20 protein-coding genes are annotated in these 23,064 nt (G+C 72.6%); 5 read left to right on the top strand and 15 right to left on the bottom strand.

Features of this window, described 5'->3' with window-relative positions:
* Positions 1-27: 27 nt before the first annotated feature.
* From DEJ22_RS11760 to DEJ22_RS11745, 4 genes are all read right to left on the bottom strand, one after another.
* Positions 28-492: a DUF2087 domain-containing protein gene (locus tag DEJ22_RS11760; protein ID WP_111227838.1), complete on the bottom strand. Its 465-nt coding sequence runs from the start codon at positions 490-492 to the stop codon at positions 28-30.
* On the bottom strand, positions 492-1,808 hold the full coding sequence (locus DEJ22_RS11755) for a GNAT family N-acetyltransferase (RefSeq protein WP_111227839.1): 1,317 nt from the start codon (positions 1,806-1,808) through the stop codon (positions 492-494). Before DEJ22_RS11755 ends, DEJ22_RS11760 begins: the two co-directional genes overlap by 1 nt.
* Positions 1,809-2,006: 198 nt before the next feature.
* Positions 2,007-3,497, bottom strand: coding sequence for a cryptochrome/photolyase family protein (locus DEJ22_RS11750; RefSeq protein WP_111227840.1), 1,491 nt, complete (start codon positions 3,495-3,497; stop codon positions 2,007-2,009).
* A gap of 264 nt (positions 3,498-3,761) precedes the next feature.
* Entirely contained in the window at positions 3,762-5,531 is a 1,770-nt protein-coding gene (locus DEJ22_RS11745; protein WP_111227841.1) for a pectate lyase-like domain-containing protein, read from the bottom strand.
* Between the two features lie 190 nt (positions 5,532-5,721).
* Between DEJ22_RS11745 and DEJ22_RS11740 the strand changes: the two genes are divergently transcribed.
* A complete protein-coding gene (locus DEJ22_RS11740; RefSeq protein WP_111227902.1) occupies positions 5,722-6,621 on the top strand; it encodes an aminoglycoside phosphotransferase family protein in 900 nt (299 codons plus the stop codon).
* A 1-nt stretch (position 6,622) separates the two neighbouring features.
* Here the strand turns inward: DEJ22_RS11740 and DEJ22_RS11735 are convergent, their stop codons facing one another.
* Positions 6,623-7,165, bottom strand: a complete 543-nt coding sequence (locus DEJ22_RS11735) for a hypothetical protein (RefSeq protein WP_111227842.1) — start codon at positions 7,163-7,165, stop codon at positions 6,623-6,625.
* A 99-nt stretch (positions 7,166-7,264) separates the two neighbouring features.
* Between DEJ22_RS11735 and pnuC the strand changes: the two genes are divergently transcribed.
* Positions 7,265-7,930 carry a nicotinamide riboside transporter PnuC gene (gene pnuC, locus DEJ22_RS11730; protein WP_111227843.1) on the top strand — a complete coding sequence of 222 codons (666 nt, stop codon included), beginning with the start codon at positions 7,265-7,267 and terminating at the stop codon, positions 7,928-7,930.
* A 73-nt stretch (positions 7,931-8,003) separates the two neighbouring features.
* A complete protein-coding gene (locus tag DEJ22_RS11725; protein ID WP_146241785.1) occupies positions 8,004-8,636 on the top strand; it encodes a TetR/AcrR family transcriptional regulator in 633 nt (210 codons plus the stop codon).
* Between the two features lie 11 nt (positions 8,637-8,647).
* On the opposite strand, the gene DEJ22_RS11720 is transcribed toward DEJ22_RS11725, so the two are convergent.
* The 6 genes from DEJ22_RS11720 to DEJ22_RS11695 all read right to left on the bottom strand — a co-directional run bounded on the left by DEJ22_RS11720 (position 8,648) and on the right by DEJ22_RS11695 (position 15,913).
* Positions 8,648-9,874 (bottom strand): ABC transporter permease, encoded by a 1,227-nt coding sequence (locus DEJ22_RS11720; RefSeq protein ID WP_111227845.1) that lies wholly within the window; start codon positions 9,872-9,874, stop codon positions 8,648-8,650.
* The gene (locus DEJ22_RS11715) at positions 9,871-10,824 is read right to left on the bottom strand and encodes an ABC transporter ATP-binding protein (RefSeq protein WP_111227903.1); all 954 of its coding nucleotides are present in this window, start codon (positions 10,822-10,824) and stop codon (positions 9,871-9,873) included. The genes DEJ22_RS11720 and DEJ22_RS11715 overlap by 4 nt, the downstream gene beginning before the upstream one ends.
* 185 nt (positions 10,825-11,009) lie before the next feature.
* Complete coding sequence (locus DEJ22_RS11710; protein WP_258379690.1) at positions 11,010-12,671, bottom strand: glycoside hydrolase family 13 protein; 1,662 nt, start codon at positions 12,669-12,671, stop codon at positions 11,010-11,012.
* Between the two features lie 77 nt (positions 12,672-12,748).
* Positions 12,749-13,654 (bottom strand): carbohydrate ABC transporter permease, encoded by a 906-nt coding sequence (locus tag DEJ22_RS11705; RefSeq protein ID WP_174234680.1) that lies wholly within the window; start codon positions 13,652-13,654, stop codon positions 12,749-12,751.
* On the bottom strand, positions 13,654-14,604 hold the full coding sequence (locus DEJ22_RS11700) for a carbohydrate ABC transporter permease (RefSeq protein ID WP_181430945.1): 951 nt from the start codon (positions 14,602-14,604) through the stop codon (positions 13,654-13,656). The genes DEJ22_RS11705 and DEJ22_RS11700 overlap by 1 nt, the downstream gene beginning before the upstream one ends.
* A 10-nt stretch (positions 14,605-14,614) precedes the next feature.
* Positions 14,615-15,913, bottom strand: coding sequence for an ABC transporter substrate-binding protein (locus DEJ22_RS11695; RefSeq protein ID WP_111227847.1), 1,299 nt, complete (start codon positions 15,911-15,913; stop codon positions 14,615-14,617).
* Between the two features lie 134 nt (positions 15,914-16,047).
* On the opposite strand from DEJ22_RS11695, the gene DEJ22_RS11690 reads away from it, so the two are divergent.
* Positions 16,048-17,247 (top strand): ROK family protein, encoded by a 1,200-nt coding sequence (locus DEJ22_RS11690; RefSeq protein WP_111227848.1) that lies wholly within the window; start codon positions 16,048-16,050, stop codon positions 17,245-17,247.
* Between the two features lie 474 nt (positions 17,248-17,721).
* On the opposite strand, the gene DEJ22_RS11685 is transcribed toward DEJ22_RS11690, so the two are convergent.
* The 4 genes from DEJ22_RS11685 to DEJ22_RS11670 all read right to left on the bottom strand — a co-directional run bounded on the left by DEJ22_RS11685 (position 17,722) and on the right by DEJ22_RS11670 (position 21,913).
* Positions 17,722-18,129, bottom strand: coding sequence for a hypothetical protein (locus DEJ22_RS11685; RefSeq protein ID WP_146241786.1), 408 nt, complete (start codon positions 18,127-18,129; stop codon positions 17,722-17,724).
* Positions 18,130-18,237: 108 nt separating this feature from the next.
* Positions 18,238-19,632 carry a M20/M25/M40 family metallo-hydrolase gene (locus DEJ22_RS11680; RefSeq protein WP_111227850.1) on the bottom strand — a complete coding sequence of 465 codons (1,395 nt, stop codon included), beginning with the start codon at positions 19,630-19,632 and terminating at the stop codon, positions 18,238-18,240.
* Complete coding sequence (locus DEJ22_RS11675) at positions 19,629-20,771, bottom strand: glutamate--cysteine ligase (protein WP_111227851.1); 1,143 nt, start codon at positions 20,769-20,771, stop codon at positions 19,629-19,631. Before DEJ22_RS11675 ends, DEJ22_RS11680 begins: the two co-directional genes overlap by 4 nt.
* 131 nt (positions 20,772-20,902) lie before the next feature.
* Complete coding sequence (locus DEJ22_RS11670; RefSeq protein WP_258379684.1) at positions 20,903-21,913, bottom strand: threonine aldolase family protein; 1,011 nt, start codon at positions 21,911-21,913, stop codon at positions 20,903-20,905.
* A gap of 59 nt (positions 21,914-21,972) precedes the next feature.
* Between DEJ22_RS11670 and DEJ22_RS11665 the strand changes: the two genes are divergently transcribed.
* On the top strand, positions 21,973-22,893 hold the full coding sequence (locus DEJ22_RS11665) for a metallophosphoesterase (protein ID WP_111227852.1): 921 nt from the start codon (positions 21,973-21,975) through the stop codon (positions 22,891-22,893).
* Positions 22,894-23,064 lie beyond the last annotated feature (171 nt).

Raw genomic sequence — 23,064 nt, 5'->3', positions numbered from 1 at the left:
GGCGAGCGCGGAGCCTGCCGCCGGTGCTCAGCGGACGAAGCGGTAGGCCGCGCCGTCGTCCGTCCGCTCGAGCACGCCGAGGTCGACCGCGTCGCGCCGCACGATCGCGACGTCGGCGCAGAACATCGCGATGGCGGCGTTCAGCTCGCGCTCCGAGACCGTCCGCGCCCGTCCGAGGCGGTCGCCGACGATGCCGACGATCCGCACGGACAGTGGGTGCCGCTGGTCCTCCGGTACGGGCATCCGCTCGATCCGACCGAACTCGAGCAGCGCCGCCACGCCCTGCAGGCGCTGCAGGTCCCTCGCCGTCCGACCGAGCACGGCGCTGTCCGGCCCGTCGTCGCCGAGCCAGTCGAACGCCGCCACGGACGCCGCGGTCCGGTCGTCGAGCGTCCCGCCACGGACCACCGCGGCCCGGAGCGTCGGCGAGGCCAGGACGGCCACTGCCTGTCGCGCGCGCCCGACCGCGGCCGCGAGCCCGCCGTCCGGCATCAGAAGTACGTGATCCCGTGCGGCGTCCGGGCCGGCGTGAGCATCGCCCGGAGCAGGGCCGGCGCCGCCGGGTCCGCCGCACGCACGAGCCCTGCCGCCGCGAGCGTGACCGGTGACACCGAGCCGATGAGCACGGCACCGAGGTCCGCCACGTCGAGCCGCAGGTCGGCCTCGCCGTCGTCTCCGTCGGACAGACGCGCGACCGTGCCCTGCCCGTCGACGACGTCGAGCCGGTAGGTGCCCGATGCGAAGCCCATCGCGTCGGAGACCGCGAGCGTCAGCGACCCGTCGACGGCGTACGGCCGGCTGGTGAGCACCGCCGGCACGTCGAGCACCCGGAGCCAGACGTGGTCCTCCTCGTGCTCGACGTCGTACGCGCGGTTGTCGCCGAGCGCCGCGACGATCGGGTCGTCCAGCCGCGACCGGGAGTACCGCACCACGTCGTTCAGGTCGATCGAGAGCAGGAACTCCCAGAGCGACAGGTACGCGGCATCGGTCGCGTACACCAGGTCGACGATCTCGAGGACGGTGTCGCCCTTGCCCTCCTTCACCCGCCAGGTGACGTAGCCGTCGACCTCGTCGGAGTCGTCGGGACGGTGCACCGCGGCGCGGACGTCCTTCGCGGGCTGGCCCTCGCCGTCGCGGAGCCCGAGGACGATCGGCCACGTGCCGGCGTTCCGGACCATCGAGCCGGGGGTGCGTGCGTCGAACCGGTCGAACACGGCGCGTCCGGTGCCCTCGGCGAGCCACTCCGGCGTGACGATCGACACGGTGCCGGTGGTCGGCGCGAGCAGCGGCAGCGCCCGCTCGCGGCGGACGGTCACCGCGCGCTCACGGATCGCACAGCCGAAGCCGAAGCGGCGGTAGATCGTGCCCTCGGAGGCGGTGAGCGATGCGACGGCGTAGCCCTCGGCGACACCGCGCTCGAGCGCGTGCGTCATCATCCGGCGGAGGATCCCGCGACGGCGCTCGGTCGGCCGGACCGTCACGGCGGAGATCGCCTGGGTGTCGATCGCCGCGCCCTCGCCCCACGTCAGACGCTTGCGGAACCACGTGAAGGTGCCGGCCGGCCACGTCTCGTCCACCGAGCCGGGGAACGGCTCGCGCAGGTACACGCCGAGGAACGTCTCCTGGTCCTCGAGGAAGTGCGACGCCATCCGCGCGGCGCCCTCGGCATCGGGGTGGGGCTCGTGGAAGCCGAGCCCGACGGCGCGCATCCACGCCTCGGTCTCCGGTGTCGGAGCGCCCTGGTCGTCGGTCGTCGGCGCGAACTCGCGCAGGTCGTAGCGGTCGTCGAATGCGTCGTTGCTGGCCACGAGCCCGACCCTACCGGTGCGCTCCGGGCGGGCGCCTCCCTCGCGCGGTGGAGCAGGAACCGTCGGGTGGACGGTGGTGCCCCGACAGGCCCTGCTCCACCGACGCGACCCGGCGACCGGGCGACGGACGGGAGGCACGGGGCGGGCCCACACCGCGCCTCCCGTCCGTCACGTGGCCGCGTGACGGACCGCGGCCGGTCAGGGCGTGTCGCGCCGCGCCTCCTGCGCGACCACCTCGTCGAGGTCCGCGAGCCTCCGCATCTGCTGCAGCGGGCGCATCATGCGGGCGTTGTCCCGCAGCGCGGGCTCGGTGCGGGACAGGAACGCCCAGTACCCGGCGGTGAAGGGGCAGGCATCCTCGCCGAGCCGCTTCGTCGGGTCGTAGCGGCAGCCGCCGCAGTGGTCCGACATCCGGTCGATGTACCGGCCACCGGACGCGTACGGCTTCGTCGCGACCATCCCGCCGTCGGCGTGCTGCGACATCCCGATGATGTTCGCGGGCATGACCCAGTCGGTGCCGTCGACGAACACGTCGGTGAACCACTCGGTCAACTGCACCGGGTCGTAGCCCCGCTGCAGCGCCCAGTTGCCGAGCACCATGAGCCGTTGGATGTGGTGCAGCCAGCCGTGGTCGTGCAGCCCCTCGATGGCGGTGGACAGGCAGACCGCGTCGATCTCGGACGCGTCGAGCTCCTGCCACCAGCGGGGGAGCCGCTCGTGTGCACCGAGGGCGTTCTCCTCGGCACCGTAGTCGTCGCCGAACCACCAGTAGACGTGCCAGACGTAGTCCCGCCAGCCGGCGACCTGGCGGACGAAGCCCTCGACGCTCGCGAGCGGGGCGTCGTGGTCGCGGTGGGCGGTGAGTGCTGCCTCGACGGCCTCGAACGGGTCGAGCACGCCGAGGTTCATCGGCACGCTGAGCAGCGAGTGCGCCATCGTCCAGTCGTTGGTGAGCGTCGCGTCCTCGAACGGACCGAAGTCGCCGAGCCGGACCTGCACGAAGTCGGCGAGGGCCTGCCGGGCCTCGTCGGCGGTGACGGCGAAGCGACGGGTGTCGTCCCTGCCGACGAAGTGGACGAGCCCGTCGTGCTCCCAGCGGTCGAGGTCGTGGCGGACCTCGTCGTCGATCTCGTCCTCGGTCGGCCACCACGGATCGGGCAGCCCGAGCGTCGTCGCCCCCTTGGGCGGTGGTTCGCGGTTCTGGTCGTCGAGGCTGAACTTCCCGCCGACCGGCTGCTCCGCGTGCATGAGCCAGCCCTCGCGGCGGCGGACCCGCTCGTAGTGCGTCTCCATCCGGAATCGGCCGGTGCGCTCGGCGGCCCACTCGGCGAAGTCGGCCTCGTCGGTGATGAAGCCGCGGCTCGGGAGGATCTCGATGCCCCTGCTCCAGTGTCGGACCTCGGTGCGGAGGACGCGGGACGGCGGGTCGACGACGTCGAGGCCGTCGCGGTCCGCGAGGGCTTCCCTGAGCGTGTCCACCCGCGCGTGTTCGGCGCGGTCGCCGAGCTCGCGCACCCGGTGCCGCAGGGCGCTCAGCCAGAGGTGGGCCTTCGCCCGGTGCACCGGCCGTGCGGTGAAGAACTCGCGGGCCTCGACCACGAGCGCGGGACCGCCGTCGTCGAACAGCGGACCGTACTGCCCGGGGAGGACGAGCCTGGTGCGTCCGGTGCTGCCGCGCTCGGGTGCCATGCCCGGACGCTACCGGCGGTGCGTGTCGACCGGCTGACGGCCGTGTGCCCCGACGGGCGCGGCCGCTGCCGGGCGCGGTGCTGCCGGGCGCGGTGCCGCCGTGCGTCCTGGTCGCACGACATGCCGTTCAGCTTCGACTCACGCGGCACGTCGTGCGACCGGAACGTGCGCGGACGGCATGTCGTGCGACTGGGCCACCGCCGACGACCGGGGGCCGCCGACGAACGGTGTCGTCGACGGCCCCAGTGCCGCTGGACGGCAGCGTCAGTTGTACGACACGAGCCGGTTCGGCGCGGTGTTCCCGGCCGGCGTCGGAACTGCCCCGCCGACCCCGTTGATCACGCTCGAGATGGTGCCCGTGTCCCCGAGCGACACCGTCACGAGCCCGTGCTCGCGGATGCCGGACGTGGTCGGCGTCTCGAAGGCCCGGTCGGCGTGCACGGACGGGTTCGTGCTGAAGAAGCAGTACACCCCGCCGCCCCAGATCTCGTGGTTGGTCACGCCCGACGCGACCTTGTAGGCCGCGTACCCGGCGCCGGTCGGGCTCTGCCACGAGGCGTTGTCCGGCACGTCGTACGGCATCTCGTTCTGGAAGAAGATCGTGCGCCCCCGGTTGCCGTTCCACAGCACCTCGTACCGCTGGTAGTGCTCGACGAACAGCCCGGTGGCGAGGACGTCGTCGCCGTTCACCTCCACGCCGGTGGCGCCGGTGTTGACGTTCCAGCCCGTCGCCGCTCCGCCGTGGTCGGCACGCCAGGCCCAGATGTGGTCGACCAGGGTGTCGTCCGCGTTCACCTGCAGGGTGGTCGAGGCCTTGCCCTGGATGCTCGACCCGACGCGGAAGAACACGTCCTGGATGCTCTGCGGGTCCGCCGCGTGGTCGACGTGCGAGCCGCTCGTGCCGAGTCGGACGAGCTGCGCGCTGTTCGTCGTCCCCGCGTCGAGGACCAGGTTCGAGACGTTCACGCCGGAGACGTCCGAGCTGGTCAGGACCGCGTTGCCCTTCGTCGGCACGAGCGTCGGGAAGCCGACGCCGGTGACGACGGTGTCCGGACGCGTCACGTTCAGCGCGGCGTCCAGCTGGTACGTGCCCGGCGTGAAGAACAGGTTCAGCCCCTGCGCCAGCGCGCTGTTGATCGTCGCCGCACTGTCACCGGGATGCGCGACGTAGAAGTTGCGCATCGGGATGTCCGTCCCCGGCGTGTTCGGCCACGTCGCCCCGGCGGAGTTCGTCCGCAGCGACGGCACGAACACGTGGTACTTGTTCGACGAGTCGACGTACAGGTACGGCTTCTCACGGGTGACGGGCGTGGTGCCCAGGGTGGTGTAGCTCTTCGAGAAGTCGTTCGCCGGCGCGCCCTGGACCCCCGAGAACACCATGTTCCAGTTGCCGCCCTGCCAGCTGCCCAGCGTGGAGTTCCGCGTGTACCACTGCTGCTGCGAGCCGCTCGTGACGGTGCCGTCGACCTTCGAGTCGGCGATGTAGCCGCCGGACGAGTACCCCTGGCCGCCGTCCTGGTTCGACGGTCCCATCGTCAGGTTGCCCTTGACGTGGACGCGACGCATCGGCGCCGCCTGCGACACCGCCCAGCGGTCCGTGCCGCTCTCGGGCACCACCGACAGGTTCTCGGCCGACCGCCAGAAGTTCTGCGTGGCGTTCTTCTCGTCGCCGGCGTTCCAGCCGGAGTCGACGTTGATCGCACCGTTGATCGTCACGTCGTCCGGGTTCTTGCCGAGGCCGACCATGGACGTGTAGAAGCCGAGGTTCGCCCAGACCCGGCCGTAGGTGCCCGGCTTGAACAGGAAGGCGTACCGCTGCGACCCGAACTGCGCGGTGGTGCTGCGGAGCTGCGAGTTGAAGGCCGCGTCGACGTCGGACTGGATCGTCGACACGGGCGTGGACTGGTCGTAGATCTTGACGCTGCTCCCGAAGTCCGGGGTGTCGCTGGTCGTGACGGCCGCCTGTGCCTGCAGGGCCGGCGCCAGCCCGCCGACCAGGCCGACCGCCGTGATCGTCGCGAGGAGCGTGGTCATCCGTCGTCGCATGATGCTCGATTCGTCGTCGGGCGGCCCCGTTGCCGCCCGCAACAGACGGTAGACCCGCCGGTCCACATCGGCAGTCGGTGCTGCGGTGGACAAGTGCGTACCCCGTCCGGGGGTCGGCCGGGAGGGCCGGATCGCCACCACCGCACCGCTCGCCGTGCACGATCGGTACGCTCCGGGCATGTGGCCGACCGAGCAGGACTGGCGGGCGTCCGTCCCGGGGCTGCTCCGTCGCGCGGTCGAGCGCTGGGATCTGCGGCCGGGCACGCCGTACCCGGGTGGCAGCGTCTCCCACGTCGTCCCCGTGCGGCTGCGCGACGGCGGCGACGCCGTGCTCAAGCTCTCGTACCCGCACCGCGAGGCCGAGCACGAGGCCGCCGCGCTCGCGTGGTGGGACGGCGCCGGAGCCGTCCGCCTGCTCGACGTCGGTCCGGACGACCCCTTCGTGCTCCTGCTCGAGCACTGCCACCCCGGCACCCGGCTCGTCGACCGGGACGACCTGCCGGCGGCCGAGCGCCTGCGCACCGCGTCCGGCCTGCTCACCCGGCTCTGGGCGTCGGGTGCGCCGTCCGAGGCTCCCTTCGAGTCCGTCGCCGACGTCACGGCCGAGTGGGCGGCGCTCGCCGAGGTCCGGATGCACGAGCTCGCACCGCCGTTCGACCCCGGGCTCGTCCGCCGCGGCGTCGACCTGCTCCGTGCCCTGCCGCACGACGCCGCGCGGTCGGTGGTCGTGCACGGCGACGCGAACCCCGGCAACGTGCTCGCGGCGGCGCGGGAACCGTGGCTGGTCATCGACCCGAAGCCGATGGTGGGCGACCCGGCGTACGACCTGTGCCCGTTGCTCGCGCAGGTCGACGACCCGTTCCGCACGGACGACCCCCTGCGCGTCGTCCGGCACCGGGTCGCCGTGCTCGCGGACGCGACCGGCGAAGCCGCGGACCGGATCGCGGCCTGGTGCACGGCACGGCTGGTGGAGTCGGCGCTCTGGTCGGTCAGCCGTGGTGCCGTCCAGAACGGTCTGGTCGCGATGGCGCGCGCGGTCGTGACGGATCAGCTGGCCGGGGAACGGCGCCGGCGGTGACTCAGTCGGTCGCGCCCCGCGGCGGGTCGACCAGCAGGGCGACCCGGTCGCGCAGGTAGTCCTCGAGCGGCACGGCGGTGCCGGCGGTGGGGGACCAGCGGACGACCGGTTCGCCGTCGACCACGGCGAGCACCCCGTCGGCGTCGACCAACGAGTCGTCGAGGGGGATCGGCACCGCACCGTGGTTCACCGTGTCGCCCTGTTCGAAGTGTCCCTTGGCGGCGGCCGCACGGTAGGCGCGGCGCACCTCGGCGGACACCGACACGAACTGCTGCCGGCCGGGGTCGGTGACCCGCGTGATCCGTCCGGTCGCCCAGACCCGCCCGGCGGTCTCCGGCGAGGAGCCGAGCAGCAGGGCGCCGACGCGCCACACGCGTCCGAGCGACCGGATGGTCGGGTCGCGCCGGATGCCGAGGACCGCCCGCGGTTCGACGTACTCGCCGAGCGCCTCGTCGCGGACCCCCGCGTCACGGAGGGCCGAAGCGGCGGTGTCGAGGGCGGCACGCGTGCGCTGCACCACGTCCTGCACGAGCCCGTCCGTCACGCTGCCCGAGCCTAGACCGGCACGTCACGCGGGGTCGCGCGGCGGCTGGAATGCGTGTGGTGCCCGTACGGTTGCACGGTCTCGGAACGAGGAGGGCCCATGGGCATCGTGCGGTGGTTGTTCGACGCGCAGCTCGTCATCGGCGACCAGACCGTGCTCTGGCGCGAGGTGATCGGCAACGTGTTCGGGTTGCTCAGCGCACTCGGCGGGATGCGCCGCAGGGTCTGGGCGTGGCCCGTCGGCATCGTCGGCAACGCGCTCCTGTTCACCGTCTTCATGGGGGCGCTCTTCGACACCCCGAACCCGGTGACCCTGCTCGGTCAGGCTGGCCGGCAGGTCATGTTCATCGTGGTGAGCGTCTACGGCTGGTACCGCTGGACGCACCGCGCGGACGACGCGACGACCGTGGTCGAGCCGCGGTGGGCCTCCTGGCGGACCCGTGCCCTGCTGGTGCTCGCGCTGGTCGGCGGCACCGCCGTCCTGACCCCGGTGTTCCGGGCACTCGGGTCCTACGAGCCGGTGTGGAGCGACGCGTGGATCTTCGTCGGCTCGGTCCTGGCCACCTACGGCATGGCGAAGGGGTGGGTCGAGTTCTGGCTGATCTGGGTCGCGGTCGACCTGGTCGGCGTCCCGCTGCTGTTCTCGGCCGGGTACTACGCGTCCGGCCTGATGTACGTCTTCTACGGGGCGTTCACCCTGACCGGGTTCTTCGTCTGGATGCAGCAGGGCCGGAAGCCCTCCGCCGCGCCGGTCACGGTCGGCTGATCCGGTCGACACCTGTCGGGTGCCCCCCGCACGGGGTGGAGACACACGAGCGGTCTTCAGGTGGAATGACCTGATGGCAGACATGCGCGGCGGGATCGTCGAGGACGACGCGCCGCTGGCGGAGCGCATCGTCCGTGGCACCATCCGCGCGTACCGCCTGCACGCGTACCACGACGTCGACGCCGCGGTGATCGCCGAGACGTGCGGTGTCGCCCCCGAGGTCGTCGCACGGCTCTTCCCGACCTGGGAGGGACTCCTCCTGGTCACGTACGACCGGTGGGTCCAGATGCGCGGTACCCGTCGCTCGACCGTCCCGCGCTGCACGGTCGAGCACGTGCGGATGACCCTCGCGGAGGACGTCGCCGACCCGGGCCTCGTCCGGGTCATGGCCGCGGCCGTGACGATCGCGGCGTCCGAACGCGACTTCGCCGACTTCTTCCGCAAGCGCTTCGAGGAGTACGTCGAGGAGCTGACCCTCGGGTTGCAGCGGGACATCGACACCGGAGCCGAGCAGATCGGCATCCCGGCCTTCCAGGCGGCGACCCAGCTGCTGGCGGTCCACGAGGGACTGCAGGTGCAGATGCTCGTCCGGCCCTACCTGGACGTGCTGGTCGAGTACGACCGTGCCGTGCGGACGCTGCGCCAGGGATGGCGCACTCCCGAGCCGGTGTCCTGGGACCTCGACGCGGCGCTCGTCCGGAGCTGACGCGCGCCCGATCAGCGGCTGCGAGGGCGGCCCCGGCGCCAGGCGGCGAGCTGCCGGAGCGTGACCTTCGACCCGTACTGGGCGACCGAGTGCCGGAACAGGTACTCCGCGAACCAGAGCAGCACCGCGGCGGTGGCGAACACCTCGACGACGCACACCACCGACTCGACGACGGTCAGGGAACCGACGGCGTTCCGGACCATGGCGGAGATCGGCGTGAACGTCGGGAAGTACGTGAAGAACGCGGCCACCGGCGAGGACGGGGTGGTCATCACGAAGAACGCCGCGTAGAGCGGGATGATCAGGGCGAAGATCGCCGCGGACTGCAGCGTGGAGGCGTCCTTGATCGAGGGCACCGCCGCCCCGACGACGACGAAGAGCCCGCACGCGAGCAGCACCCCGCCCACCAGCAGGAGCGCCCCGACCGCCATGCGCCAGGGGTCGACCGACAGGCCGCCGAGCCTCGGGGCGATCAGCGGGAGCGCGAGCAGGGCGACCGCGAGCCCCGGCACCGCGACGACGCCGATCTGCACCAGCCCGACGAGGAGCATCGCGAGCACCTTGCCGCGGATGAGGTCACCCGCCGTCACGGTGGTCAGGATCATCTCGGAGATGCGGTTCTCCTTCTCCTCGACGACCACGGTCACCATCCGGGTGGCCAGCAGCACGACGATGCCGAAGAACGCGAGGGCGTAGAGCAACGGCGGCACGATCGACAGCCACCCCGGTGCGACGCGACCGTCCGTCCAGGTCGTGAGGTCGGTCGAGGGCGGTGCCCGGAGGAGCGCGACCGCCTCGTCGTCGCCGACGGACGCCGCGACGCTCCGCTCGAGCACGCGCTCGGCGAGCGAGGAGTACCCGCCGTTCTCGAACAGCCCGCGGTCGGTGGCGTCGAGTCGGATCGGTTCGCTCGACGGCTTCGCGGGGAACTCGACGAAGAGCTCGAGCGTGCCGGAGCGGACCGCGGCCCGGTCGGCACCGGGGTCCTCCGAGGGGGAGCCACCCCACTCGGCGGCGACCGACGCTGACACGAGGCCGGAGTGGTCGACGTACCGGAACGGCGTCTTCGCGGCCGAGGCGCTCGACGACACCGAGTCGGAGCCGGCGGCCTGGCCGATGCCGACGAGCACCGAGACCAGGACGACCACGACCGGCAGGGCCAGGGTCCCGATCCAGAACGCCGGCTTCTTGACGGCGCGGACGAACTCGAAGCGGACGACCGTCCCGAGGCGGCTCACGCGGCGGCCCCGGTCGTGGTGCGGGCGCGTGCGGGAGCGTCGTCGGACCCGGCGTCGTGCCCGTACACCTGCACGAAGATCTCGTCGAGCGGGATGCGCCGCATCTCGAAGCCGGTCACGTGCACGCCGGCCGACACGAGCGACGCCAGGATGTCCGAGCCGTCCGCGGCGGCGGCAGCGGTCGGCACGAGGTGGGCGACGTGCCCCTCGTGGCGGGCGAGGCGGTACAGGTCCGACCGTGGGACGGCGCCGTCGAGGTGCACGCGAGCGACCGCGCCGCCGAAGGTGTCCTGCACGTCCGGGATGCTCCCGTACGCGGCCGACCGGCCGTCCTTGAGCAGGAGGATCCGGTCGCACAGCCGTTCGACCTCGTCCATGTGGTGCGTGACGAGCACGACGGTCGCGCCGTCGGCCTTCCGCTCGTCGACCAGGTCGAGGAGCAGCCGGCGGTTGACCGGGTCGAGGCCCTTCGTCGGTTCGTCGAGGATGAGCAGGCGCGGTCGGTCCATGATCGTGATCCCGAGCTGCACCTTCTGCTGCTGCCCGCCCGACAGCTTGTCGACCCGGAGCTTCGCGCGGTCGGCGAGCCCCACGCGAGCGAGGTACTCCGTGCTCCACGCCGCGGCCTCGGGGCGACGCAGTCCGCGGAGCATCCCGAAGTAGGTCATCACGTCGAGGACGGACTCCTTGCGGTACAGGCCGCGTTCCTCGGGCAGGTACCCGATGCCTCCCGTCGCGGGCCGGTACGGCGCGCCGTCGACGTGCAGGGTGCCGGCGGTCGGGGTCGTGATGCCGAGCAGGGCGCGGATCGTGGTCGTCTTGCCGGAGCCGTTGCTGCCGAGCAACCCGAACGTCTCGCCGGGTGCGACGTCGAACGACAACCCGTCGACGACGTCGCGGTCGCCGAAGCGCATGACGAAGTCCCGCACGCTGATGCTCGCGCCACTCATGTCGCCGACACTACCGGCGACGAAGGAGCCCATCCTGCCTGCAATGGGAAGACGAATCGCTCGTAGGAGGACGTACCTTCCGTCCTCCTACGAGCGATCCGTCTTCCTTCGCGCGGAACGGCCCCCTACGGACGGGAGGCGCGGTGCCTGCCCGCACCGCGCCTCCCGTCCGCCACCGGGCTGCGTCAGGAACGCAACCAGGCGGTCCCCACACCCGACAGTGCGCCGTCTGCCACCGGCGCGGAGGCGAGCAGCAGCTCGCCGGCGGGGAGTGCGTACGGCTCGTCGCCGAACACCGTGACGCTCGTCCAGCCGTTCGGCCGACGGAACGCGAGCACGTCGTCGCGGCCGGTCTCGAGCCACTCGAGGTGCTCCTCGGTCTGCAGCTGACCACGGAGGCCCAGGGCCTTCCGGTACAGGTTGAGCGTCGAGTCGGGGTCGGCGTCCTCGGCCTCGACCGAGGAGTCGGCGAACCACGCCGGTTGCGGCAGGTGCGAGCCGCCGTCGCCGAACCCGAAGCTCTCGCCGGTCCGCGTCCACGGGATCGGGACGCGGCAGCCGTCACGGCCGACGTCGACACCGGGGTTCCGGAAGAAGGCCGGGTCCTGGCGGTCGGCGTCCGGGATGTCGCCGACCTCGTGCAGCCCGAGCTCCTCGCCCTGGTACAGGTAGGCGGAGCCCGGCAGCGCGAGCTCGAGGAGCGTCGCCGCCTGCGCTCGACGGAGCCCGAGGGAAAGGTCGAGCGCAGCCTGGTCACCCCCGGCGAGCAGCCACGCGGCACCCTGCTTCTGCTCGTCGCCGTTGCGGGCGGGGAGCGCGTACCGCGTGGCGTGCCGGACGACGTCGTGGTTCGAGAACACCCACGTCGTCGACGAGCCGGACTGCTCCGCCAGACCGAGGTTGAACTCGATGATCGTCCGGAACTGCTGCGCGTCGAAGTCGGCCTCGAGCAGGTCGAAGTTGAACGCCTGCCCGAGCCCCTCGGCGCTGGCGTACCGGGCACGGCGGTCGGCGGCGACCCACGCCTCGGCGACCGCGGTGCGGGCCGGGGTGTACTCGTCGAAGACCTTCCGCCACTCGGCGTAGATCTCGTGCACGTCGTCGCGGTCCCACAGGATGTGCGAGCCGTCCTTCGGCGCCGCGAGCACCTCGGCCCACGTGGGCAGCTCGCCCTCGGGCAGGTCCTTCGCCAGTCCGTGTGCGACGTCGATGCGGAAGCCGTCGACCCCGCGGTCCGACCAGAAGCGCAGCGTGTGCAGGAAGTCGTCGCGGACCTCGCGGTTCGCCCAGTCCAGGTCGGGCTGCTCCTTCGCGAAGTTGTGCAGGTACCACTGGCCGTCGCCCACCGCGGTCCAGGCCGGGCCGCCGAAGATCGACACCCAGTCGGCGGGCGGTTCGGACCCGTCGGGGCCGGTGCCGTCGCGGAACACGTAGCGGTCGCGGGCCGGGCTGCCCTTCGGGGACGCCAGCGCCTCGCGGAACCACGCGTGCCGGTCGCTCGTGTGGTTCGGCACGATGTCGACGATCACCCGGATGCCCGCGCCGTGCAGGGCCTCGACCATCTCGTCGAAGTCGGCGAGGGTGCCCAGGCGCGGGTCGACGTCGCGGTAGTCGTCGACGTCGTAGCCGCCGTCGGCCAGCGCGGACGGGTAGAACGGGCTGAGCCAGACGGCCTCGATGCCGAGGGAGGCCAGGTACGGCACCCGCGAGGTCACCCCACGCAGGTCGCCGATGCCGTCGCCGTCCGCGTCGGCGAACGAGCGGGGGTAGACCTGGTAGACGCTCGCCTGGCGCCACCAGGTCTCGGCGTCGGTGGGTGCTGCGGGCTGGACGAGCGTGTCGGTCACGTCGGGCCTTTCGTTGTCGGTGTGGGTGGTGGTGGTGTCGGTCGTCGCGGCCGCGGCGGCGTGCGTGGTCTCCGCGGTCACTTGATCGCACCCTGCGTCACGCCCGCCATCACCCATCGCTGGGTGACGAGGTAGACGAGGATCGCCGGTGCCATGGCCATCAGGTACGAGGCGAACGACACGTTGTAGTTGTTGCTGAACTGCGTCTGGAACATCTGCTGCAGCACCGGCAGGGTCTGCAACGCCGGGTCGGAGGTGATCAGCGACGGCATCACGAAGTCGTTCCAGGACGCGAGGAACGCGAAGATGCCGACGGTGGCGCTCATCGGTGCCAGCAGCGGGAACACGAGTCGCCAGAACACCTGCCCCGTGCTCGCACCGTCGATGCGGGCACTCTCCTCCAGCTCGGCCGGGATCGAGCGCAGGAACGCGGTGAAGAGCAGGACGCTGAACGACAGCTGGAACATGACGTGCAGGATCGCGACGCCGAACGGGTTGTCCAGCCCCGCGAGGCCGGTGAGCTTCACCTGCGACAGCGCGAGCACCGGGAACGGCAGGAACATCGCGGCGAGCAGGTAGAAGAACGACCAGCGGAAGAAGCGACGCTCCCAGTTCCGCGCGATGGCGTACGCGGTGAACGAGGCGAGGAGGATCGTCCCGACGACGGTGATCGCGGCGATGAGCACGGAGACGCCGAACGCCCGCGGGAAGTCGGTCAGTTCCCACGCCTGCACGAACCCGTCGACGCTGAACGGGGCCGGCAGCGAGAACGCGTTGCCGTCCACGGCCTGCGACGTCGTCTTGAACGCCATCGTCACGGTGACGTAGAGCGGGACGAGGACGGACAGGGTGCACAGCGCGAGGACGATCGTGACCGGCCAGTTGAACCGCTCGCCGCGGCGGCCGGCGGTGCGGTCGGCGTCGACGGACCGGATGCTGCCGGTGGCCGTCGTGCCCGGGCGGAGGGGTGCTTGCATGGTCATCAGAGCGCTGCCTTCCCGCGGGTCGCCCGCAGCTGGATCACGGCGATGACCACGGCGATCACGAAGAAGATCGTCGCGTTCGCCATCTGGTACGCGTAGTCGCCGCCGCTGAAGCCCTTGAAGATCGACATCGCGACCGATGTGGTCGAGGTACCCGGGCCGCCGTCGGTCAGGCCGACGATGATGTCGTACGAGTTCAGGAAGTTCTTGAACCCGATGACCAGGTTGATGAGGATGTAGCCCGCCGTCAGCGGTGCCGTGATCGAGATCAGCTGCCGCCAGGCGGAGGCTCCGTCGAGCGACGCCGCCTCGTAGACCTCGCCGGGGATCGACAGGACGCCGGCGATGTAGATGAGGAGCGTCGACGGGATCGCCTGCCATGCGGTCACGACGACGATCGCGACCCACGCCAGGTCGGGGTTCGCCAGGATGCTCTGCTCGAGCGGGGCGAAGCCGACCGCGGTCGCGAGCGCCGGCAGGCTGTTCGCGAAGAGGAACGAGAACACGTAGGCGATGACGATGCCGGAGATCACCATCGGCAGCACGAAGACCGCACGCAGCGCGATCTTGCCGCGGATCTTCGACGTCAGCGCGATCGCGAGCAGGAACGCGACCGCGTTCACCAGGAGCACGGTGACGAGCGAGAACCCGATCGTGAACAGGTACGCCTGCAGGATCGCGGGGTCGGAGAACACCGCGACGTAGTTCGTCAGGCCGGTGAACCGGAACTCGCCGAAGCCGACCGAGTTCGTGAAGCTCAGCACGATGCCCATCACCGCGGGGAGCGTGATGGCGAGCGTGAAGAGCACGAGCGTGGGGACGAGGAACACGAGGAAGAGCGGGTCGACGCGCTTCCCGCGTCCGCGGCTGCCGGCCTGGAGGCGCGGTGCGGTGCCGCCCCGTCGGCGGCGGCCCGCCGTCGTGATCGATTCGGTGGTCGTGGTGGCCAAGGTCGTCTCCTTACGCGGCCGACCGGAGCGCGAGCCGCGCCCAGTCGCCGTCGAGGGTGCGGAGTTGCTGTTCGGGCGCACCGCCGAAGGCGATGGACTGCAGGTAGTTCGCCACCGGGATCTCGGCGGGGATGAGCTGCGAGGCGCCCAGGTAGAAGGCGGCGCGGTCGTACGAGTCCTGCATGCCGCGGAGCGCGGGGTTCGAGACCGGCGGGGAGTCCTTCCGGACGCCGAAGCCGTTGTTGTCGGCGTTGTACTGGTCGCTGATCGCCGGGCTCATGAGGAAGGACAGGAACTCGCGGGCGGCCTCCTGCTTGCGCGAGGCCTCCGGGATCCAGAGCCCGAGGTCGACGTTGACGCGCACCTTGTTGTCGGCGGGGTCGTCGGTCGCGGGGAACGGGAAGGTGCCGAGGTCCATGTCGGGGTTCGTCTTCGCGATCTCGCCGAGTGCCCACGGGCCCTGCAGGTACATCGCGGCCTTCCCCTGCGCGAACGCCAGGTTGCCGTCGCCGTAGCCCCGGCTGGCCGCGCCCTTCTGGTGCCACTGCAGCAGATCCACCATCCGCCCGACCGGAGCGGCGAAGTCCTTCTCGAACGAGACGGCGGATCCCTTGCCGACCGAAGTGCCCTCCCGGTCGAGGGCCGCGAAGGTCTCCGGCACGTCGAGCATGCCGCCCACCGAGTAGTCGAACATGCCCTGGGCGATCGTCCAGTTGTCCTTGTACGTGCCGTACATCGGGGTGATCCCGGCCGCGACGAGGCGCTCGCACACGTCGGCGAACGCGCTCCAGGTCGTCGGGACCTCGAGGCCCTGCTGCGCGAACAGCTGCTTGTCGTAGATGACGGACGCGGCGGTGACCGAGTACGGCAGGACGCTCGTCCGCCCCGGGTAGTCCGCGGTCTGCTCCATGAGCGGCCACAGGTCGGGGTTGATCGTGTCCTTCTCGGGCAGGTCGGACAGGTCGGTCATGGCCCCGTGCTCGACGAACGACACCATCGCGTAGTTGTAGTTCAGGCACCCGAGGTCCGGTGGCCGGTTCCGGACGAAGTTCGCGGACATGTTCGAGGTCGAGTCCCGGACCACGCGGATCTTCGACTGGCTGTCGTGGAACTTCGCGATGACGTCGTCGAAGTAGCCGATGACCTCGGGCTTCGACACGTAGAAGGTGATGGTCTCGGGTCGGCTGCTCGATCCTCCGAGCGGGGCGCACCCGGCGAGTGCCAGGCCTGCGCCGATGCCGCCCGCACCGAGCAGGAACCCGCGGCGGGTGACCCCGGCCGTGCTCCTGGTGGTGGCGTGTGCTTGCACGTCGTCTCCGTCCGTCCGGACCCGGCGTCCCTGCCGTTCCGGCTCGCGTGCCGGCGTCGGTGTCGGCTCGCGCGACTAAATGTACTCAGAAAATCTAATCGCGCAAGCAACTCGCCCCGCGGTAGGGTCGGGGCATGCCACAGCGCCGTGTGACCCCCCGCGCGACCAGCGCCGAGACGGTCCTGGCGTACGCGCTCGAGCCGGAGTCCGGTGCCTTCACGGCGACCGAGGCGATGGACGCCACGGGTCTCACCCGGTCGACCGTGCTCGCGGCCTGCACGGAGCTCGTCCGGCTCGGCTGGTTGCGCGACCTCGACGACGCCCGCGCCGCGGGGGAGTACCGGAAGGGCCGGCCCGCCCGGCGGTACGAGCTCGTCGCCGACGCCGGGATCGTCGTCGGTGTCGACGCCGGGCAGCACCGGGTCACCGTCCTCGTGGCCGACCTCCGCGGCACGGTGCTCGCGCGCACCGAGGGTGCACTCGGCGAGGCCGGGCTCGAGGTGCCGGTGCGCCTCCGCGTCGTCGAGGACACGGTCGCTTCGGCGCTCACCGCCGCCGAGGTCGACCCGACCCGGGTGCTGGTGACCGTCATCGGGATCCCGGCGCCGGTCGACGCGGTGGGACGGTCGCCCGACGACGGCGGGTTCTGGAACAGCATGAACCCGGGCTTCGCGGGCGTCGTGCCCTCCGGCGTCGTCGTGGTCGAGAACGACGCGAACGCCGCCGCGCTGGCCGAGCGCCCCTCCTCGGGGGACGCGTCCTTCGCCGCGCTCCTCTCCGGGGAACGCTTCGGCGCCGGGCTCGTCGTCGACGGGGTGCTGCTCCGCGGAGCCCGGGGCGGTGCTGGCGAGCTCCGTGTGCTCGACCTGGTCGACGGGGTGTCCTCGTCGAACGGCATCGGTCGCACCGCCCGCGAGCTCGTCCGCGAGGCCCGGGCCGAGGGACGGATCGCCCCGTCATCGCTGCTCGGCGGCGACGAGGAGCCGGGCGCCGCGGCGGTGTTCGCCGCCGCCGCGCTGCTCGACCCGGTCGCGCTCGAGGTCGTCGACCGCCTGGGCGACCGGCTCGCACGCGTCTGCGTGCTCCTCGCGAGCCTGCTCGACATCGATCGTGTGGTCGTCGCCGGAGCGATCGCCGATGCTGCGGCACCCGTGATCGACCGTGCCCGCGAGCACCTGGCGGCGTGGGAGTACGACCCGACGCCCGAGGTCGTCGCGTCCCGGTTCGGCGGCGACGTCGTGGTGCTCGGGGCCGTGGCGCGGGCGCTCGACCTCGTGCACGACGACCCGCTGGCGTTCCCGCTGGCTGCCGAGGAGCCCGTCGCCACCGCCTGAACGCCGCGACGCGACCCGTTGTCGACGGGCAACCGGAGTACGAGAACTCCACCTCGTCGTCGCCCGCCGTGGGCAGGAGGGGAAGAGGTTCGTGGACCGTCGGGATCGATCAGCTGCGCTCGGGGTGTTCGTCGTCTTCGTCGCCTGCGGGATCGCGCAGGCGCGTCGGTGTCGGGTGCTCTGCTCCCGGTGCCGACCGCTCCGCGTCCGCCGGCCGACGACCCCGGGCGCCGGCGGGACCACGTCGCCCGGCTGGCCGCGTCGTCGCTCCGCCGCTGGAGCGTCCGCCGACGGGTACGTGCGACGCGGCCCGGCACCGGCGCATCCTCCACGCACCCGGTCGCGACGGTGGGCACACGTCCGACGACGGGCGCCGTGCGCGTCCCGGGAGGGTCGCGAGGAGCTCCGCGGCGGCGTCGAGCGGGCCGTCCTCCGAGGTGACACACCGCCGTCCACGCGGTCCGTCTCAGCGGATCACCACGGGGACGTCGGCACCCGAGCCGTCACCGTCGTGCGCGTGCACGCCGAGCACCGCGTCGCCCCGCGGCAGGTCCGCGGGCAGGGCGAAGCGACCGGTGACCGTGCGCGACGGGCACTGGGGCGTCGGCCGAGCAGCACGCTGCGGCCGGTCGCCGCCGGGGTGATCGTGACCGTCACGTCGTCGGAGGCGCGGGTGGTGCCCGTGTCCTCACACGACCGGTACATCCAGTCGACCGAGAGCTGCACCGACCCGCCGGGGCGCAGGTCCGAGTCACCGAGCTCGACCTCGTTCTGCGCGCAGGACCCGGCGGCACTGCTCGCGACCGTGCACCCCGTCAGGAGCAGCACCGTCGTCGCGAGGGCCGAGCCCACGGCCACCGCGGCTCCCCGTCGTCGTCGCATGCGCTCAGTCGAGCACGGACCGCGCTGGGCGCGTCCTCACGATCCGGTGACGATCCTCCCCGGGACGTCGGAGCCCGTCGCCACCGCCCGTCGCCCCCGCCCGAGCCGTCAGGAGGACGAGGACGGGAGCTCGTCCCACAGGTGCGCGATGGACGCGGCGCCGTCCAGCAGCGTGCGGACGTCGACGCTCTCGTCACTCGCGTGCCAGTGGTCCTCGGGGAGGCCGGTGCCGATGAACAGGACCGGTGCGTCGAAGACCCGGCCGAGCAGCTCGGCCGGTCCACCGCCGGCGTTCCCCATGCGGCCGGCCGGCCGACGCCCGTGTCCCGCCTCCATGGCTCGGACGAGCGCGTCGAGCGCCGGCCCGTCCGGCGTCACGTACGGGTCCTGCCCCGTCTCCTCGGGGATCGACAGCTCGTGCGTGAAGCCGTCCGGCAGTCGGTCGGCGACGAAGGAGCGCAGCTGCTCGGCGATGGTCGACACCCGCTGGTGCGGGACCGTCCGGATGCTGATCGTCGCCGTCGCCTCCCGGGGGACGACCGCTCGTGGGAACCCCGTGGGATCGCCGGCCAGGAGCGTCAGCACCTCGATGGTGGGGCGGGCCCAGAGCCGCTCCTCGACGGTGTGGCCCGGCTCGCCGACGATGCTCCGGGTCTCCGTGCGGTCCGTCCACACCTCGCTGTCGAAGCGCAGGTCCGCCAGTTGCTGTCGACGCTCCTCGGTGATCTCGTCGACGTCGTCGAGGAAGCCCGGCACGGCGATCCGTCCGTCCGCGTCGTGCATCGCGGCGAGCACCGCGACGAGCGCGTGCGCCGGGTTGGGCGCCGAACCGGAGACGGCGCCGCTGTGCACGTCACGCGCCGGACCGGTGACGGTGAGTGTCGCGCCCGTCATCCCGCGCATCGAGGTCACGACGGCCGGATCGCCGTCCTTCCACTGCAGGGTGTCCGAGAACACGACCACGTCGCACGCCAGCCGGTCACGCTCGGCGTCCAGGAGCGCCGCGAGGTGTGCCGACCCGAGTTCCTCCTCGCCCTCGACGAGGTACTTGAGGTTCACCGCCGGTCCCGCACCGCCGCGCCGCTCGAGGTGCGCGCGGAGCCCCCAGAGGTGCGCGACGACCTGGCCCTTCGCGTCGGAGGCGCCGCGGCCGTACAGACGCCCGTCGCGGCGCACCGGTCGGAACGGCTCGGTCTCCGCCCACTCCTCGGGCTTGGCGTGCCGGACGTCGTGGTGGCTGTAGACGAGCACCGTCGGCCGCGACGGGTCCGTCTCCGTGCAGCCGAACACCGCGGGCGCCGGGCCTGCGTGCAGGATCGTCGTCTCCAGTCCGACCTCCCGCATCGCGCCCGCGAGCCACCGGGCGGACCGTTCGACGTCGGGCTGTCGGTCGGGTTGCGAGGCCACCGACGGGATCTCGACCCACTCCGCCAGCTGGTCCACGACCTCGATCCGGTGGTGCTCGAGGAAGCGCCGGACGCGGTCGCCGTCGTCGGTGCTCACGCGCCCACCGCCGGGGCGGTCGCGCCGGTCGTCACACGGCTCACGTCGGGCGCCGCGCCGATCGTCACGTCGCTCGCCGCCAGCGCGACGGCGGCCACGTCGGCGGTGGCCGCGTGGAACGCACGTTGGCGGGCCGCTCCCGTCCCGGACCGGAACACGTCCGCGGCTCCGCGTTCGACGAGCTGGTCGTCCCCGTTCGCCACCAGGGCGGGCAGGACCTTGGCGAGCAGCATCGCGACGACCTCCGCCGCGGGTGCCGGCAGACCGGTGGTCGGGTCGACGAGCGTCCCGCCGAGCCCACCGAGCGCCGCGCACCAGTTGGCCAGGCGCAGTGCGCAGACCGACGCCTGCGGTGCCGTGCCGCCGTTGCGCCACTCCTCGGCTGCGGTGTCGACGAGGGCGCGCGCGAGCCCCGCGACGGTGGCCGTGGTCCCGGCGTCGAGGGGCACGTCGGCCACCCGGATCTCGATCGTGGGGTGCCGGTGCGACAGGCGGGCGTCGAAGTAGAGCATGCCCGGGTCGAGCAGCGTCCCGGTGCCGAGCAGTGTGTCGACCACGCTCCGGTACCGCGCTGCCGACCCGTACAGCTCCATCGGACCGGAGGACGGCCACTGGCTCCACGACACCGAGCGCCAGCTCGCGTGGCCCGTGTCGACCCCGTCGTGGAACGGCGAGTTCACCGTCATCGCGAGCAGGACGGGCGTCCACGTGCGGATGCGGTCGAGGACGGCGACGCCCTCCTCCGGCGACGAGACGGCGACGTGCACGTGCAGCCCGCACGACAGGACACGGCGCGGCAGGCTGCCGTACCGCTCGATCATCGCCCGGTAGCGCGGGTCGTCGGTCGGGTGCGGGACCGCCGCCGTCGGCGAGGTCGCGAGTGCGGCGGCACGGGCGCCGAACCCCCGGGCCAGACGGTCCGCGAGCGCCCGGTTCGCGGTCACCTCCTCGTCGAGCGCGGCGAGGGACCGGTGCGGGCGGGTGATGACCTCGAGCATCTCGCGGTGCAGCTCCCCGGTCAGCGGCCCGGCGTCGCCGGCCGCTGCGGCACGGGCGAGCAGACGCCCCGCCACGGGGACCGGCGCACCGGTCCGCCCGTCGATCAGGAGCAGCTCTTCCTCGACGCCCACGGTCCTCATGGGTCCAGTTGAGTCCGCCCGGTGCCGTCGGGGCGCTCAGGGTGCCACTTCACGCGGTTCAGCCATCCGACATGCGCGGACACGCCGTGCACACACGCCGTGCACGGACCCCGTCGTCGGCCGCCGGCGGTTCAGCGGGGGAGTGCCCCCAGCACCTCGGCGGCGCGGGACGCGTCCTCGGCACCGACGTCGAGGTGGGTGACGAGCCGGACGCTCCGTGGGCCGAGCTGCATCACCCGCACCCCCCGCTCCGCGGCCGCGGCCACGAACGCCGCCGGATCGGTGACCTCCGCGAAGACGATGTTCGTGTCGACCGTGGCCGGATCGACGTCGAGCGCCGCGGCGAGCACCCGGGCGTTCGCGTGGTCCTCGGCGAGCCGCTCGACGTGGTGCCGGACCGCGTGGCGTCCCGCGGCCGCCAGGAAGCCCGTCTGCCGCATGCCCCCGCCGTAGCGCTTCCGCCAGGTCCGCGCCGCGGCGACGTGCTGCCGGGACCCGACGAGCACGGAGCCCACGGGGGCGCCGAGCCCCTTCGACAGGCAGACGGACACGGTGTCGTAGCCGGCGGCGAGCTCGCGGAGCGGGGTGCCCGACGCGACGTGCGCGTTCCAGAGCCGGGCACCGTCGAGGTGCACCGCGATCCCGTGCTCCCGCGCGAAGGACTGGACGGCCCGGACCTCGCCGGCGGGCTGGACCGTGCCACCGCCGAAGTTGTGCGTGTTCTCGATCGCGATCGCCGTCGTCGACACGCTGTACGCACCGGCGTTCGGCTCGGCGATGTCGGCGACCGCCGCGGCGACGAGCCGTCCACGCTCCGACGGCCAGGTGCGCGTCGTGATGCCGGAGAACACGGCGGCTGCGCCGAGCTCCGCGCGGACGACGTGGGCACGGACGTCCGCCAGCAGCTCCTCGCCCGGAGCGACGTGCAACCGGAGACCGAGCTGGTTCGCGAGCGAGCCGGTCGGGGTGAACAGACCCGCCTCGTACCCGAGCAGGTCCGCGACCTCCTGCTCGAGGGCGTTCGTCTCCGGGTCCTCCCCGAAGACGTCGTCACCGACCTCGGCCTCGGCCATCGCCCGGCGCATCGCGGGCGTGGGGCGGGTGACGGTGTCGGAGCGCAGGTCGATCGGGGCGTCGGTCACCAGGCAACGCTAACGCGCCGCCCGGGCCGCGGACGTCCGGCACCGCTACCGTGTGGCGCATGCAGACGCCCGCACCCGGAACCCTCCGCATCCTCCACCTCTCGGACACGCACCTGACCGGCGACGGCGCCCTGCACCAGGGGTCGGTCGACACGACAGCGGCGCTCGACGCGGTGCTGGCGCACGTCGACGGCGTGCCCGGGGTCGGGCTCGTCGTCATCTCGGGCGACGTGTCCGAGGACGGCACCCCCGAGTCGTACCGTGCGGTCCGCGAGCGCGTCGGGGCGTGGGCCGAGCGGCACGGAGCGGCCTTCGTCGCGGTGCCCGGCAACCACGACCTGCGCGAGGGATTCCGACAGGTGCTCGCGAACGGGCACGTCCTCGGCCCGGGCGGCACCCCGCTCGCGCACACCACGGAGTACCTGCCGCCGAGCGTCCCGGTCTCGGGGCAGACCACCGTCGCGGGGTTCCGGATCGTGACCGTCGACACGAGCGTCCCGGGGGCCGGGTACGGCGAGGTCAGCGAGACCGCGCTCGAACGGCTCCGTGCGGCGCTCACCGGTGACCCCGTCCCGCACGGCACCGTCGTCGTGCTGCACCACCCACCGGTGCCCGCTCCGACGCTCCTGCACGAGGCGCTCCGCCTCCAGAACCCCGAGGACCTCGCCGAGCTCCTCGAGGGATCGGACGTCCGGGTCGTGCTCGGCGGCCACCAGCACCACCACGCCGCCGGGTCGCTCGCGGGGGTCCCCGTGCTCGTCGCCCCCGGTGTCGCGAACGACACGGACGTCGTCGGACGGTACGACGAGGAGTCCGCCCACGTCGCACACGGAGCCCTCGTCGTCGACGTCGCCGTCGACGGTTCCGTCTGGTCGACCCCGGTGCGCGCACCCGACCCGGACCGCGACGCACTCGCCTTCGCGCTCGACGCCGGGACGGTCGCGCGGATCGCGGCGCAGGCCGGCCCCGACGCGCGCTGAGCGCGTCGCCCGCACCACGGGTGGCCGGGAGGCGCGTCGCGGTCCCGACCCGCTTCCCGTCCGCACGACCGGCGGCCAGGAGGCGCGTCGCCGCGCCGACCCACGCCTCCCGTCCGACCGTCCGCGCCCTGGTACCCCTCGCTCACGGACACCGCTCCGGCGTCGCGAGTA

The sequence above is a fragment of the Curtobacterium sp. MCSS17_007 genome, from assembly GCF_003234175.2.
In the GTDB taxonomy this organism is placed as follows: domain Bacteria; phylum Actinomycetota; class Actinomycetes; order Actinomycetales; family Microbacteriaceae; genus Curtobacterium.
This window is presented reverse-complemented; position numbering and strand designations above follow the sequence as displayed.